The following is a 14,466-nucleotide window of genomic DNA, read 5'->3' as shown; positions in this document are numbered from 1 at the left end:
TAGACGGACCCTGACGAGTTCTTGTGACGAAGCTCGGTATTGCACAGGGGGCAAATCAGCAAGTCCTGTGCCCCTTCGGGAATCATTCAAATAGCGGCATCACTTGATGATTTCGGTCGGTAGAGAAAACCAGACACAAGGTGTTGTCAGAAATCCCGACAGGCACTTTGCGGGGCCGGTCAAAAAAATGACGTGTAGGAGGAGAGACGGTGAGAGGAATGCTAGTTTTGAATCGAGTACCCGTGAGTCTTGGGATCAAAGCCTTTCCGTTTGAGTTTTTCCACCAATGTGGTGCGATTCACTTGAAGCAACTGTGCGGCTCGGCTGGTAATCCCATTGGCCTTTCGCAGCGCTTCCCCGATAAGCCTATTTTCATAGTGTTCGAGTTCTTTGGTCAAATTGATCCCGTCTTCCGAGAAGCGAATAAACTGCTCAGGCGATTCGGCTCCCTTGGCGGCATTCAGTTTGACCGGCCGCTCAGGCAAATCGCCCATGGTGATCATGCCTCGTTTCTTCAACACACAAAGGCGTTCGATCATGTTTTCAAGTTCCCGGATATTCCCCGGCCATTCTTCTTCCATCATGCGCGCTAGCGCATCGGGCTCCATGCCGAGAATCTCCGTTCGCCGTAATTGATTAAACTGGGCGATGAAATGGTTGACCAGAAGCGGAATATCGCTACGGCGCTCACGCAATGGCGGAATGTGAATGGGAATGACGTGCAGCCGGTAATACAAGTCTTGTCGGAACCGGCGCTCTTGAACCGCTTGCGCCAAATCCTGATTCGTCGCTGCAATGATGCGGACATCGACATTGATCGTCCTTGTCCCGCCCACGCGCTCGAAACATCGCTCTTGCAACACCCGCAGCAGTTTGACCTGCAACGGTAAACTCATCTCTCCGACCTCGTCCAAAAAGATGGTTCCGCCATGAGCCAACTCAAAGCGCCCGAGGCGCGTATGGGCCGCTCCGGTAAAGGCCCCCTTCTCATGCCCGAAGAGTTCGGATTCTAAGAGAGTTTCCGGAATGGCCCCGCAGTTCACCGGGACCAGCGGACGTTCCCTCCGCATGCTGTTAAAGTGCAACATCCGAGCAATCAATTCCTTGCCAGTCCCGCTCTCGCCCTCAATCAGCACCGTACTGTCGCTATCAGCCACCTTTTCGACAAAATCAAGTACCATGCGCATCGGGGCACTCGTCCCCACCAGATGCTCCAGGCGATATTGATCTCGCACGGCTTTTCGAAGGAGGTGGTTCTCCTGCTTCAACTTATAGACGTCCAAGGCCTTTCGGACCACTACCGCCACGGTATCGGGTTCAAAGGGCTTGGTAATAAAATCAAACGCGCCGGCTTTCATCGCCCGTACCGCATAGTCGACCGTCCCATAACCCGTCATGACAATCGCGATAATCTTGGAGTCGATTTTCGAGATTCGGTCGATGGTTTCCAACCCATCGATTCCCGGCATCTGGAGATCCGTCAGCACCACGTGCACCGGCTGATCCTTGACAGCCTCCACTCCCTCCAGCCCGCTGGACATGACCGTCACCTGATGGCCTTCACCGGTGAGCGTCTCCGCCAAGATTTGACGCACGGCAGGATCATCATCAATCACGAGAATATGTGACTGGCTCATCAAGGGCACTCCTCTCTGAGGGGACCAAAGAAATCAGGTTTGGCTCTACAAGGATGATCAGAACGCACTACGAGAAACAACTCTCTCGTCGAAGGGTTGAACACAGAATTAGCTTATTGGGAATTGAAACTTTATTCAAGTGAAAGTAAGGATGGCCTGCATCGTTGAGTCATCAGACCCTGCACAAAGAAAGCCTTTCTCTTAAATTGCACCCGGCCTAGATCTTGACAGGTGAGAAGAAGAATTGTAGGGTTCGCAATCTTCCTTTCAGATTCTTTAGATAGTAAATCAGATAGCTGATCTCTCGGGCTGGCGTAGCTCAATTGGCAGAGCAGCGGTTTTGTAAACCGCCGGTTGGGGGTTCGATTCCTCTCGCCAGCTCCATAAAATACATTGAACTATCAGAAGGTTGGATAGAAGGAATAGAGGAAGGACTATTTCCACGAATACCTGTTGCTACCGTTCTGCTACCACTTTCGCCGTCCAGGCGATCCACCGCACCTTTATTGCCCATCGGTAACCATTTTCCATACGTATCGACCGTGAGCTGAATGCTCGCATGCCCAAGCTGCCGCTGAACATAGACGATGGACTCGCCCTGTTGCAGCATGAGGGAAGCATAGGTGTGCCTCAAGCAATGTGGGGTGAAGTGCGAGGGAAGCGATGCCTTCTTTAAAATGTCCCTCATTACGCGACGAAGATTTGTGCCATCAAAAGGCTTTCCCCCGCTCGTGGGGAAAACCCAATCGGGAACCGCAATCCGCTTTGTCGGGGCGGCCGGAAGCCTCGTCAAACACTCGTGAGCTTTCAAAATCTCTATGAGGCTACGGGACAGATCGACAGTTCGCCCATGGCCTGACTTGGGTGTCTGTATCCCTCCATGTGTTGCATGATCCGAGAACGCCCGTTCGATTCTTAGCTCTCGACTCGAATAATCCAGATCGCTCCATTGAAGTGCGACCACCTCCCCTAGCCGCATGCCGGTGCCTGCCAACGTTGCGAAGAGTGGATAGAGCCGAGGACAGTCCTGTTGTGCCTGCACCAGAAAGCACTGTCGCTGTTCACGAGTCATGGACTTAATGTTTTCTTGTCGCGTCACCTTCGGAGTGACCAACCGTAACTGTCGCCCCAACTTCTCGGCGGGATTATTTGTCAATAACCCATCATCAACCGCAGCACGAAGCATGGCCCGCAAGGTCGCATGAATATTGCGAACCGTGTTCTTCGTGAGCGAATTCGGTCCAACAACAACAAGCTTCGAGGCGAGGAAATCTTTTATTTGGGATCTGTGGAGACGCTGTACCGGAATGGAGCCTAGAACAGGGATGACATGAACTGTCAGTAGCCGATCATAGCCGACGTAGGTTCTATGTTTTATGGTTGGCTGAATCGAAGCGAGCCAGCGAGTTTTGTAGGTGGCTACCGTCGTATCGAGTGGAACTGCCGAACGTTGCCATTGTCTGGCCTTTGGTCTTTCCTGATCAAGAAAGTCTTCAGCCTGCCGACGTGTCTCGAAAGTCTTCCACTTCCGATTTCCAAAACCATCTCGCCAATCCGCAATCCACTTGCCTCGACGTTTACGAATACAGGCCATCAAAAATTACTCCCCGACCAGACGTTACCACAAGCGCAGGACGAGCATCCAGCCGCTTATGCTGTAGCGAGCGAGGCCTGATACTCTTTGAGCACTGTTGGTAGAACGCGCACATATTTTCCGACCCGCACACCCCTCAATTTGCCTTGGCGTACAAGTTCATAGGCCCGTGACAAAGGAATGTTTAATCGTACAGCGACATCTGACATGTCGAGCAAAGCCTCGTCTGGTTGCCCCTTCTCCGTGGTCATAAACTCTGCCCAAATAACCGCCTTAATACGCTCCAGCTCTCCCAGCACGACGGGCAATTCTGACCTCGGTATCCGTTCTAGACTTTTTGAGAGCTTGTCTATCGCAGATTGATAATCAGTCATGAATGTATTCCTAGCATTAAGCATTACCCTCTTCCGGATAATGCTATCTATGACTCCAACCTGTCCCTCAGTCTTCAAGAGCACAACGGGTGCGACCCGTGGCTAAGGAGCAGCGGGACAGGCCTTCCCGGTCCCCTCCGTACCGGTCTCCGCCCCTCCAGGCCTGCCCGCTGCGAGAGCCCCGTGCCGCCTCCTTCGTTACGCCCCACCCTTGGTTGGTGAAGGGTGGGGCTAGAACATAATTTCAGAAGGAGGCGGACATGTCCGTTGATAGCTCTCTCGGTTCCTCGAACGGTGTACAGCCACTGAAACCGGTTCGCAAATACGGAATCCCTCGGTACCGTGTGACCCTCGTGCGCGAGGGCCGTGCCATTCCAGCTGCGGAATCGGTGCATACGTCGGAAGGCGCTGCGGCGATCCTCCGGCCTTTGTTTGCGGGTCTCGACCGGGAGCAGTTCCTCATCTGTGGCCTGGATGCGAAGCATGGGCTCATTGGGATCAATGTGGTCTCCACTGGATCGCTGACCTTGGCCATTGTGCATCCACGCGAAGTCTTCAAGCCGCTGATCCTCATGAATGCCGGCGCCTGGATATGCGCGCACAATCACCCCTCCGGCGATAGCACGCCCAGCCCGGAAGATCGTGTGCTGACCAAACGGCTGCGCGAGGCGGCTGATCTGTTCGGCATTCCGCTGCTGGATCATCTTGTTCTCGCCGAGGAGCGCTACTACAGCTTTGCCGACCAGGGCTGGCCCGGCGCTTAGCGCAGGAGCCGCAACACCCAGGCGGCCCCAGCGGCCACCAAGGCGAGCCCGATCGCGGCCGTGCCCCAGGCGACGAGGTCGGCAGCCAACGCATTGCCGATGGTCTGGATTTGTGAAGCCGTCATGCGCCCTCTCCTTGGTCATCATTCTCATTCTTGGTTTGTCGCTGGAAAAGGAGGCAGGCTGCTGCCAGCCTGCCTCGATGGGCCTACCTAGCCCACAATCGCGCGGACGCGCTTAAAGGCGTAGATCGCCAGCGCCACGCCAATCAAGGCCGTGGCCCACAAGAGCAGATCGGCCCGCACCGTGGCCACATCCGCCGAGACCGGAAACAACTGCGCCTGTGACAGCGCCGGCAGGCCCAGGGCGAACACGAACGCCATGAGCACGCCACCGAGCCCTTTCACCCAAGCCCATCCCTTCATAACGCACCTCCTTATGCTGTGTGGTGGGCACGTCCACCCACGCCGTCGGACTCCTCGCCGACGGTCGAGCGCCTCAGTGACTCTGAGGCAGGATTAGTTTGATAATCAGTCCCACGGCGAAGCCACCCAACCAGAAAATCGCCGTGAAATAGGTCATCGTCTCAACCGCCGGCAGGTCCATAGAACACTCCTTCACCGATGAGCCGAATCGAGCCATCTTCATAAACTTCCGAGACCATAAGGCCGTACCGTCCGGTAATCTGCGCGGCCGTGAGGATCTCGCCGCTGTCCAAGAGATAGCGCCAGCCTTGACGGTTCTTGCTCATTCCGGCCCCGCCGAGGATTCGGACGGTTCGCCTGGGTGCTGGCGGAGTCACGCTCACCGACGGAGCTATGCCCAACGGGTTGAGCAGGCTTGCAGAGCCGGAAGGGACTGCCCCCGCCGCCACGTTCGGGATAGAGGTCGCCCCAGCTGCAGGTGTCGGCTTGGTGGAACTCAGCGATGACCAGGGCCGCCAGAACATGAGGCCGATGGCAAACAGGCCTGCGGCAATGCCGATCGCCACCCGAGCGGACTTGAAGACGGTATGACTACGTTTCTCCTCCCGAATCGCCGCCGACGCATAACTCGAATAGTAGGCGTAGATCGCTGGCGAGTACGTGCCGACAAAGGCCCGGATGACTTCGTTATCTTCCGGGTTCCCACGCACCTTGCCCTGATACTTTTTCGACAGACCGACGAAGGCCAGCTTCCGAAACTTGACGGTCGCTTCAATGAGTCGCGTGACGCCCTGGGACATCTGGCGAAAATCCTGGCTCATGAGCAGAATGTCCACGCCGTAATGCCGGTGCGTTTCGAGCCAGCGCAGCAGACCCGGCTCCACCTTCTGCATGGACCGAAAGACGGTCTGAGCTTCGTCGATAATCACGGCAGAGCCCGGCTCGACATGCTGAAACGCTTGCAAGACTTCGACGGAGTCCTTCCAGAGCGTGATCTGTTGTTCGAGTTGTTCCAGACCAATTCCAGTAAACAGTGCCAACCGATCCAGATAGATTCCATCAACCGCGATATAGAGTCGTCGCCCTTGCCGGACCCAGGGCAGAAACTTCTCGCAGATCGCGTGATAGGACTTGCCGGAGCCTGGGACCCCTTCATACAGTTCGATCATCGGAGACTCCTGAGATACACCCAGATCCAGAGGGCTAAGACGACCGTCCAGGCATAGGCCCAGCCCATCACTAGCTGGTTCATGAGCCCCACCGCACAAATGGAATGGTTTGCAGGATGAACCGAGTCCCCATGGCGCTCGCCACGATGGCCAGCCCCTGACTCATGCCCGTCGCGCCCAGCACCCACGCATATTGATCGGGAATCAGCGGCAGGGTGAGCCCTGCCGTCCCAATGGCGGCGAGCGTGCTGTCCGCCACGGAGAGCAGCGAATCCCAGATGCTTAATCCCCAATCCGTGAGGGAGAAGAAGAACTCCTGCAGCCAGCAATAGATGAGCGTCAGAATGGCGGTCATGTCGTCTGGCCTCCACCGACAAAAATGATGCGGTACGCGGCAATCGACGCCGTCGCAATGACCAGTGTTCGGAGCACGGTGAAGAACCAGGCCCATTGGTTGAAATCGACTTGCTGGCTCCCAAAGAAGGCGGAGGGCAAGGCAATTACCGGCAAGGTGGAAGGCCAGGTCAGGGATTTGAGCAGGTTCAGGGTGCCAAGCAGGCCACTCGTGCCCCAGCGGGTCTGATGTTCCTGGAGGACTGTTCCGAAGGTCCGGCTTTCATGAGATCCCACGGAACAAGAGGTGGTCGCCTGGGTTTCTTCTTGTTGCGTCGTCGAGCCGTCCGGATTCTGCGTCGTTGTCGTCGTCGTCGTGGTGGTCTGCTGTTGCGTATTCTGCTGTGGGGTGCTGGCCGGAGGCGGCACGTTGTCTGCCACCACGATATCCCCGGCTGGTACGGGCTTCGGTTTTACCGTCGTCGGCATCTCGGTCGGACTGACCGGTTGTGAGGTCGTGTTGTCTGCCGGTTGCGTGGTACCGGTGGTGCCGACGGGGCTCGTATGTTGTTCGATGGCATCGGGTGAACTGGGTGATTGCGCCAGCAGATACTGCTGAATGTCCGATGCGCTGGGCGTGCCCGTGGCTTGTTGCGCAGGCGAAGGCGGACACCACCAGTTGGAAGGCCCGGCGGAGGTCATGCCCGGCGTCGGACTGCCCAAATAGCCAAACATGAGCCCACCGGGACAGACTGGTGCGGGAGCGGGACTTCCCGCGATGTTGTGATTCGGAATGGTGTAGGTCTGCCCATTGTACGAATAGGTCCAGTTGCCTGTCGGGGGAGACGCCGCCTGTTTGATGGCGGCCAGATCCGGCTGTGAATAGTACATCTGGGCGAGCACCAAGCCTGCACTGACTCCGAGGGCCGCCCAACCAATAGGGCCCGCCACCATGCGAACGGCCAACGAGGCAGCAGAAGGCGCCAGGGCTGCCGTGGCGACTTGAGAGGCCAAGGCAGAGCGTTGTGCGGCTAGATAGGCAATGCGTTCGGCCTGGGCGACGACCCGAGAATATTGCGTCGTTGTCTGGCCTAAGGATTCCACCGGCGTCAGGCAGATGGAGAACAAGAGTCCCCAGATGAACGTCAGATAACTGGTTAAAGACAGTAGTTTCACAATCGTCCGACTCCGAGGCCGGTGAGGAAGGCCAGTAACAGGACCGCCACGAGAATAATCGTCAGATCCACCGGCCTTCCTCCCTCTGCCGTTACTTCTGCACGTCCAATCCGGTGAGATCGAAGAACGTGCGTCCGGTCTGTTCGAACTTGCGCACTTCGATCGACACCTTGGCCTGTTTACCTTCCGCCTGCTTACAGACCTCAATGAGCGACATCTGATCCTCCGGTATCCCCAATCGCAGCACCCCCGGATCTTTGCCCTTCACATACAGATCCACCGACCGAAACACCTTGCCCTCCCGGCTCCTCCGCTCCACATACCCCTGCACCGCCCCCTCTGCTTTGACTTGCATCGTTCGACCCTCCTGATTGTGAAAAGACCCTCGGATCAGCTCTGCGCCTGACCCACACGCCCCGGCCCGCAAGCCGGACTTTCGGCAGCAACTGAAATTGGAAACGACAGGTTGTGCAGATCACAAACAACTTTCCCTTCCGAAACTCACCCCAGGCTCCGGCGGCCTTGCAATCCGGATCTGGACAGGCACGGATGTACACCACGTTATGTCCGAGGTTTGAGATGAAGCACATAGGGCGTCACCACCTTCTTGCGTTGCTTCAACAGGGCATAGTGCTTCTGGTTCCATCGTTTCGTACCCGCATAAATCATCTCCGTCAGAAACTGATCACCGCGACAGGCCACCACCACGGCGAGCATGGGGCTGAGAGCGTTGGCGAACCACGCGACGACATCGTCCAGCCGCTGTTGAATGCGTTCGACCACGAGCCGACAGCGCCTAAAGCCTTCGGTTAAGCCTTCCCACCAACCCAACAGAGGAGCCCGATATTTTTCATACGCTTCGGCTTCTCGTGTGGTCTCTCGGAAATCCACATAGGAGCGCAGTACCCCAACTAAGAAGGCCCGCCAATCTTCGGAATCGAGTGTGAGCAGCGCTTTGGCGCAGGCTTGCGCCCGGTCCTGTTTGAATTCCATTTCCCACCGGACGCCGTAAGTCTCCGCGTCTTCTCGTCCACGACTCTGGAGTTCCAACCGTTTGTCATAGACCCGCAGCATGCTTTGGCTTTCCCGACTGCCGAAATACAGGGTCTCTCCAGTCCGGATGCCTACGCGATGATTAGAGGCCTGGATCACCTTGAACTGCTTCGATCGACTCACCGCTTGTCCGGCCTCCACGGCTTGCCGCACGGTCTCGACTGCGACAGTCGCCTCCCGGTCGTCCATGGCGACATCGATCCGGGTCACATGGCCCTTCTGCGCAAAGATCCACGCAAGGACCGTCTTGAGCTTGGTCTCATCCCACTGGGAGACAATCCCAGCCGACAGATCCACATGCACTTCCTTCGGATTGCGAGGAGCACCCGTCCCCAGTTTGCCGACACCCGTCTTGCCCTGCGTCATGAGCTGAGCGACGGGGTAGCCCCGAAAGCCGCTCTCACTTTGAAACCAGTCGCCACCAATGAGCCTGATCACGTCTGCGACTTCAGCCTTCGGCAGGGTGAAGGCCAGCCAATCGATGGTTTGGGTGAATCCTCCGGAGACGGTCATTTCTTCCTCCTTGGCGTTTGTGCGATAGACGCCCCCGTCTTACCAAGTCGGGGGCTGGTCCGCTGCGCGCGCCGCCCGCTGGCGCCGTCGGTCGCGCTGCGCTGTCCCTCCTTCCTCATGGACACCACAAAGGTCTGACCACGCCCCTTGGCCTTCAGGGCCTCCTTCACGCGCTCCAGATCGAAACGTACAAATCGGCAGAATCGATCTACCGGAATCTCGCCTTTGCGGTAGGCCCGGCGGATCGACTTTGGACTGACTTTGAGGACGGCGGCCAACTCATCGACGGTTAACCATGTTTGTTCCATCACGTCTCCTTTACGTTTCGTCGCTCGATGTATGGTCAAACCATACGCATCGGCGTGCGGTGGTGAAAGAGGCCCGTTCGGGGACACTAGGGGACAACAGGGGACACTAAGGGACACTACGTCATCCCTCAGAAGTGTTCCTCAGAACACGAGGAGCACCGTGTGACAGCTATGCAAAACGGTTGTACGAAAAACGTGCGGCAAGTATGGAATGACCAAACAATGCGCTAGTAGCGGTGATTCAGATTTTTCTCTCGAAGTAACGATGGCCCGTGATAGGGCGAATGGAACCAGAGTGAGCCAAATGGTTGTGATGCCGCGATCGAAAATACGGCATAATATTGCAAAAAAATGCTCTAGGGCCGAAAAACTCCAGACAGGTCCAAACGGCTCTAATTCCCTGGGTAGTTGCCTAACGTCCCCAGTGATTACGCCAGTCTCGCCGCTTTGGGAGAGTTATGAGGGTTGCATCAATAACATTGTATGGCCGCAATCGGAACCTGTGCCACATTGCCCCCAAATAGACACAGTCGATCGATAATTTCGTCCCGCACTCTCTGAAAGACATCACGGCGTTGTTTGGGGTGGCAGCGGGGTCGTCGGAACTCCAGTGCCGCAGTTGATGAACCTCAGGCATAATTGGAAAAAGTTTCTCTCCCACGACCCTACAGTGATGTCATGATCGAACGGCTGACAAATAAATTCCTCTACATGCTTGAATCAAATGTGCGAAAGATCCCAGTTTCTTCATCACTTCCACAGTTACAGCGTTTGAATCCAGCGGGATGTGTGCCCGCGCTTGCTCACTGGAAGTAATCTTCCTCGATTGGCTGCAACAGTGCCTATGCCATTCGGCTTCTCGTCGAATTGTCTTTGCACAGAAACAGAATCCGACGCTTCATGTTCGCTTGTACGTGCTGCTGGCGTCGGCCCACCAATACCGCTTCTCTTGAAGTTATGAGATAGGTCTCTCACAACCATACGGTGCATGTCGAAAAAGGCAACCTTGCCTTTGCGAAGCAACATCTACGGCGTCCGCCCAATCGTAGCCGATTCTCGCCCAACGACAGCATCGCGCCGGGGCCTGTCTCCAAACGCAGATTTTGGCTTGGCCCATTACCGCGATGAGGCGTCGACAAAGTAAGGGGAATAACTCTTGCTGACGGCGGAATGCTTACTGATTCACGTCGGGTGAGAGGCAAGATTTGGGAACAGTCAGACCTGCATCTCCGCAGGGGGCTGCGAAGCACGAAGCAGGAGTTAGGCAGCGGACGCTTCTTCGGAGGGCGGGGCTTTGGCTGGGTCGTTTACTTTTTTCGAACCACGACGCGCCGAGAACTCCAATGATAATTCCTGCAATGCCCGTACAAGGGCAGAAAGCTGTGATCGTGTCAACGCATCCTCGGCCAGAAGTTTCGCATAGAGGCTTGAGAACTTGTCTGCGCCGAGCAGACAGGCGCTCTCCGCCAGAGCGCCCAGTGATTGATTTAATGCTCCGGAGATCGGCTCGTTAGATGTGGATTCCTCCAGAACTGCGTAGGGGATGGTTTCGTTTACCTGAATGGCAAACATGTCACTCAGCTCCTGATATTCCTCGTCACCTATTTGTAAGGTGTCGGACACATCAAACTTGCTACGCAACACCAGGGGTTGGACGCTCAGCACCTGTTCCACCCGTTCTAACAACTGTTCCTTCTTCACTGGCTTGACGAGGATGCTATTGCAATGCAGACCTCGCGCTATCTTGGCCGTAGGGATATCGCAATGAGCCGAGAGAATGATGGCCGGAATGTCCCTCAAGCCGGGAAGCATTTTCAACTGTTGAATCAGCTCGATACCGTTTATTTCCGGCATCAGATAATCCGTGATGACGAGATGGATGTTGCATAGCGTAGGGAGCAACTCCAGCGCCTCTTTACCGTTATTGACGACAACCGTTTGATAACCGGCTTTTTGGAGCAGCCCCTCGACCAATTTCGCGCATACAATATTGTCTTCCACGATCATAATGGTCACAGGAAACTCCACTCGAACGTTGATTGAAACGGACTAGGCACAAAAGTGCGACAGATCGTTATCGGATAAATATCGTGTAAAGTTGAGGGCCATTGAAGGCTGGGAACACTAGAGATCGCACCAACCAGCCATCCTCTATTCACTTGATATATAAGATATTTTTTCTCTAATCATGCCGTCTAACTTGGTCATCTACCTTGCAGCGGCTTCAATTCTCCGGCAGACTGCAATAAAATCCAGAGACGATTTTCAAGGGTATACGTGTGCGCAATGAATGAACCTTTAACAGAACAGGGTCCCAGTATTTCGATCAACGACGGATGAAGCGGAAAAGAAAATAATTCGGCTTCCATCTCGCTTCCACGCGGAGTCGGTGGCCGCTCTTCCAGTGCGCAAGTTCGCTGATCGTGGCGTCGAGATCGAGAAACAGCATGCCAATCGTCCCTCCAACTTCCATGTCAAGATTGGTGACAACCGCTTCGCTCACCCGCCCGTCCACCCTCACCATTCGGCACCTCTCAGAGCCGTGATTCGCCCGGTGTCATGCCGTGATCCTGAGTAACGGCGCGCCGTGGACGGCGCTCTGCGTCAATCGCCTTTCTCGATCCCGCGTTCCACTGGTCGCGGGGAATCCGCTGACGTCAACCGGACGTGGAGGTGGTCAGGATCATTCTTCGGGAGCATGTCTGCCACATAGACGCCCTGCAGACTCTTCAGGTTCGTGTCGTTGGTGGCCAGTGTGGAGATCTCTAAGAGGGCCTCGACGTGGAGTGGCCGCTTGCTCGCGATCATGTCCTGCCAGAAAGGCAACTCTCGTGCGGCCACCTCCAGCATGACTCGATGCCCGCCAGGGATCAATTGAACCCCACGGACCGTGGCGTCTCGCATCACGTCATTCACGATAATCATGGTTCGAGCGCTCCCATTGCCTCACCGGCGATCAATTGAGGACCGTAGAACCCACGACGGCCCTGTCATCGAGGGGTTATTGGTCGGCGAAAACGATACGCTTTTTGTCTCACGGCTGCAACTGTGTCACCCGTGATCGTTACCTGCTCGACGCGTGGAACCATGCTTCCGCACTGGGTTTTCGTCCTGACGGTAGCCCTGACGAATGTCCACAATTGATTGACCATTTCGTTCGGTCACAATATGACGGGTACAGGTATCCAGTAGAAGGACGCATGGGATCACGAATCACAGGCACGGAGAGGGTGTTTCGGCTGGGACCGCAACCAACACTGACCTTGCGCGAGCGGCTCATCCTGGACGGGCTATGGTCCGGGAAGAGCACGAATCAAATCGCGGAACAGCTCGGCCTGTCCCTGAATTCTATCAAAGCGGTGCGTCACCGCCTATTGAGGAAGTATCAGGCGTCCAATGCGGCGCAGCTCGTACGAGCCGCCCTCGCGCATGGCGATCTCACTGTGGTCTAGCTGCCCCTCCTCCACACGTTATCGCCCCTCTCCACGTAATTATATTTGTGGGCAATATCCATTCTCAGAGTCCTATTCGACCAGACATCGAATTTCTGCGAGTCACTTTAGCGTCGCTGGAAATCCGTAGTTTGTTCCAACTCCTCCGTGTCGCTCTCACGCGACGTGCTCAACGCGTACCCTGTCATCGGAAAACCACAAGCATCGCAAGTCACGGTTGGTGCACCACTGGGAATCAACATGACCTGACGGCACAGATGGCAAGCTCGAATTTTCATACGCCTCCTTTTGAGTCAGTGTGTCCGTTGTGTGTCCGCAAGCACCCTGGTCCCAAGTTTCTCAATGGCGGTAACTGCTAACCTCGCCACGTTGCGGGCAAACTTGACAAACTCCCTGTACCGTTTTATTAACATCGCACCCTGCTCTAGCCTAACGAGCACTACCTATTCGAGGTCATGATTCGTTATTTTGCATAAGGATACATCATCCTCGTTCGTCACTTCGTTGGTTTGTCAACAGCCTGCTAGTATTGAGTGAGTATGCTTCCGATGGGAGTCTTACTCGCTGAAACGTGTGTTCTGGCTGTGCTGAGCTTTCGTCGGCACATCGTGGTCCTGGTGCCGACGAACCTGCTCCGCCGCATCGTGTTGTCCGGCCAATGTCAGTGCACCGATGAGATTCTTGGTGAGGCGTGGATGATCCTGCGCATACGGGTCACCCAAGCGAAAACTGGCAATCGCGTCATCATAGCGCCTCAATGCAACGTAGGTTTGCCCAAGGTTGTTGGCCAGGGCAGGATGCTCCGGCTTGATGGAGTAGGCGGTTTGAAATGCGGCAAGAGCATCGGGATACCGTTCCTGAACATAGGCAACAATGCCCAGCCACGCATAGGCGCGCCAATCTTGCGGATTCAGAGTTAGGGCTCGGCGAAACGCCTTCTGGGCATCTTCCAACCGGCCAAGACTCGCCAACGCTCGCCCCTCCCCGTCGAACGCCGCAGCAGAAATCGGGGTTTGATCGGCCATGGCCCTGAATTCCAGAAGGGCGTCCTCGGCCAATCCCCTTTCAAGAAACAGGATGCCGCGTTTCTCTCGAACCCGTGCGCGCCCCGGGTCCAGTCGCAACGCTTTCTCGTACTGCGCCATCGCAACGGTCAAATTCCTCCCGGCCACGGATCGATCTGCAAGATGCTCATACTCATCGGCCGTCAGAAGCGGGGGTACCGGCGAGAACCCGTTCTCCGACTTCGGCGACTCAGCCCCTACGCCGATCCGTCCGGCGGTGGCGTCATGATGACTCCGCGGAGGAGGCGCTTGCCCCGCGCACCCGCACACCACACCTGTCAGAGCTATGGCAAGATACCATGCAGGATGACGACGACTATTCATCACAACCGTTATCGGCGGCCGGCGCATAGACTTAACCCGGACTATTCATGAATGCCGTCGCGAGGCGTTCGAGACCGAAGTCCGCCGGGGCTCTTCGCAAGTAAGGCCGATGCAGGCGTACTTGCAGTCCGTCGAGGAGGCCGAACGAGAACAGCCCCGCCGGGCGAGAGGATCGGACGACGGAACAGGTATTTATGAATAGTCCGGGTCAAGGCGGTATGACATCGAAGAATTCGGAGGGACGGTTTGGGCCGTATCAGGGAGCGACCGCATCGCTGAG

15 protein-coding genes, 1 tRNA gene and 2 pseudogenes are annotated in these 14,466 nt (G+C 56.0%); 3 read left to right on the top strand and 15 right to left on the bottom strand.

Annotated features, from left to right (window positions below; translation table 11 throughout):
• Positions 1-221 precede the first annotated feature (221 nt).
• Complete coding sequence (locus H8K11_18035) at positions 222-1,637, bottom strand: sigma-54-dependent Fis family transcriptional regulator (GenBank protein MCS6265647.1); 1,416 nt, start codon at positions 1,635-1,637, stop codon at positions 222-224.
• Positions 1,638-1,945: 308 nt separating this feature from the next.
• Here H8K11_18035 and H8K11_18030 point away from each other — a divergent pair.
• Positions 1,946-2,021 (top strand) — tRNA-Thr (locus tag H8K11_18030).
• A 145-nt stretch (positions 2,022-2,166) separates the two neighbouring features.
• Here the strand turns inward: H8K11_18030 and H8K11_18025 are convergent.
• The 3 genes and pseudogenes from H8K11_18025 to H8K11_18015 form a co-directional block, all read right to left on the bottom strand.
• Positions 2,167-2,823: pseudogene (locus H8K11_18025) on the bottom strand (site-specific integrase).
• 72 nt (positions 2,824-2,895) lie between these two features.
• Positions 2,896-3,231: pseudogene (locus H8K11_18020) on the bottom strand (hypothetical protein).
• Positions 3,232-3,287: 56 nt separating this feature from the next.
• A complete protein-coding gene (locus H8K11_18015; protein ID MCS6265646.1) occupies positions 3,288-3,605 on the bottom strand; it encodes a helix-turn-helix domain-containing protein in 318 nt (105 codons plus the stop codon).
• Between the two features lie 260 nt (positions 3,606-3,865).
• Between H8K11_18015 and H8K11_18010 the strand changes: the two genes are divergently transcribed.
• Positions 3,866-4,369, top strand: coding sequence for a JAB domain-containing protein (locus H8K11_18010; protein MCS6265645.1), 504 nt, complete (start codon positions 3,866-3,868; stop codon positions 4,367-4,369).
• Between the two features lie 212 nt (positions 4,370-4,581).
• Here H8K11_18010 and H8K11_18005 read toward each other — a convergent pair whose 3' ends face one another.
• The 10 genes from H8K11_18005 to H8K11_17960 form a co-directional block, all read right to left on the bottom strand.
• Entirely contained in the window at positions 4,582-4,794 is a 213-nt protein-coding gene (locus H8K11_18005) for a hypothetical protein (protein MCS6265644.1), read from the bottom strand.
• A 161-nt stretch (positions 4,795-4,955) separates the two neighbouring features.
• Entirely contained in the window at positions 4,956-5,963 is a 1,008-nt protein-coding gene (locus H8K11_18000; protein ID MCS6265643.1) for a hypothetical protein, read from the bottom strand.
• Between the two features lie 79 nt (positions 5,964-6,042).
• Positions 6,043-6,318: a hypothetical protein gene (locus tag H8K11_17995; protein ID MCS6265642.1), complete on the bottom strand. Its 276-nt coding sequence runs from the start codon at positions 6,316-6,318 to the stop codon at positions 6,043-6,045.
• On the bottom strand, positions 6,315-7,472 hold the full coding sequence (locus H8K11_17990) for a hypothetical protein (GenBank protein ID MCS6265641.1): 1,158 nt from the start codon (positions 7,470-7,472) through the stop codon (positions 6,315-6,317). Before H8K11_17990 ends, H8K11_17995 begins: the two co-directional genes overlap by 4 nt.
• Positions 7,473-7,563: 91 nt before the next feature.
• Positions 7,564-7,827 carry a hypothetical protein gene (locus tag H8K11_17985; GenBank protein MCS6265640.1) on the bottom strand — a complete coding sequence of 88 codons (264 nt, stop codon included), beginning with the start codon at positions 7,825-7,827 and terminating at the stop codon, positions 7,564-7,566.
• A gap of 206 nt (positions 7,828-8,033) precedes the next feature.
• On the bottom strand, positions 8,034-9,038 hold the full coding sequence (locus H8K11_17980) for a replication initiation factor domain-containing protein (protein MCS6265639.1): 1,005 nt from the start codon (positions 9,036-9,038) through the stop codon (positions 8,034-8,036).
• Positions 9,035-9,346 (bottom strand): helix-turn-helix domain-containing protein, encoded by a 312-nt coding sequence (locus H8K11_17975; GenBank protein ID MCS6265638.1) that lies wholly within the window; start codon positions 9,344-9,346, stop codon positions 9,035-9,037. Before H8K11_17975 ends, H8K11_17980 begins: the two co-directional genes overlap by 4 nt.
• 1,260 nt (positions 9,347-10,606) lie before the next feature.
• Positions 10,607-11,362, bottom strand: coding sequence for a response regulator (locus tag H8K11_17970; protein MCS6265637.1), 756 nt, complete (start codon positions 11,360-11,362; stop codon positions 10,607-10,609).
• Between the two features lie 310 nt (positions 11,363-11,672).
• The gene (locus H8K11_17965; protein MCS6265636.1) at positions 11,673-11,870 is read right to left on the bottom strand and encodes a hypothetical protein; all 198 of its coding nucleotides are present in this window, start codon (positions 11,868-11,870) and stop codon (positions 11,673-11,675) included.
• Between the two features lie 80 nt (positions 11,871-11,950).
• Positions 11,951-12,271 carry a hypothetical protein gene (locus H8K11_17960; GenBank protein ID MCS6265635.1) on the bottom strand — a complete coding sequence of 107 codons (321 nt, stop codon included), beginning with the start codon at positions 12,269-12,271 and terminating at the stop codon, positions 11,951-11,953.
• Positions 12,272-12,546: 275 nt separating this feature from the next.
• Between H8K11_17960 and H8K11_17955 the strand changes: the two genes are divergently transcribed.
• A complete protein-coding gene (locus H8K11_17955) occupies positions 12,547-12,798 on the top strand; it encodes a helix-turn-helix transcriptional regulator (GenBank protein MCS6265634.1) in 252 nt (83 codons plus the stop codon).
• Positions 12,799-13,355: 557 nt separating this feature from the next.
• Here H8K11_17955 and H8K11_17950 read toward each other — a convergent pair.
• The gene (locus tag H8K11_17950; GenBank protein ID MCS6265633.1) at positions 13,356-14,186 is read right to left on the bottom strand and encodes a tetratricopeptide repeat protein; all 831 of its coding nucleotides are present in this window, start codon (positions 14,184-14,186) and stop codon (positions 13,356-13,358) included.
• Positions 14,187-14,466 lie beyond the last annotated feature (280 nt).

Source organism: Nitrospira sp. (assembly GCA_024998565.1).
GTDB lineage: Bacteria > Nitrospirota > Nitrospiria > Nitrospirales > Nitrospiraceae > Nitrospira_A.
This window is presented reverse-complemented; position numbering and strand designations above follow the sequence as displayed.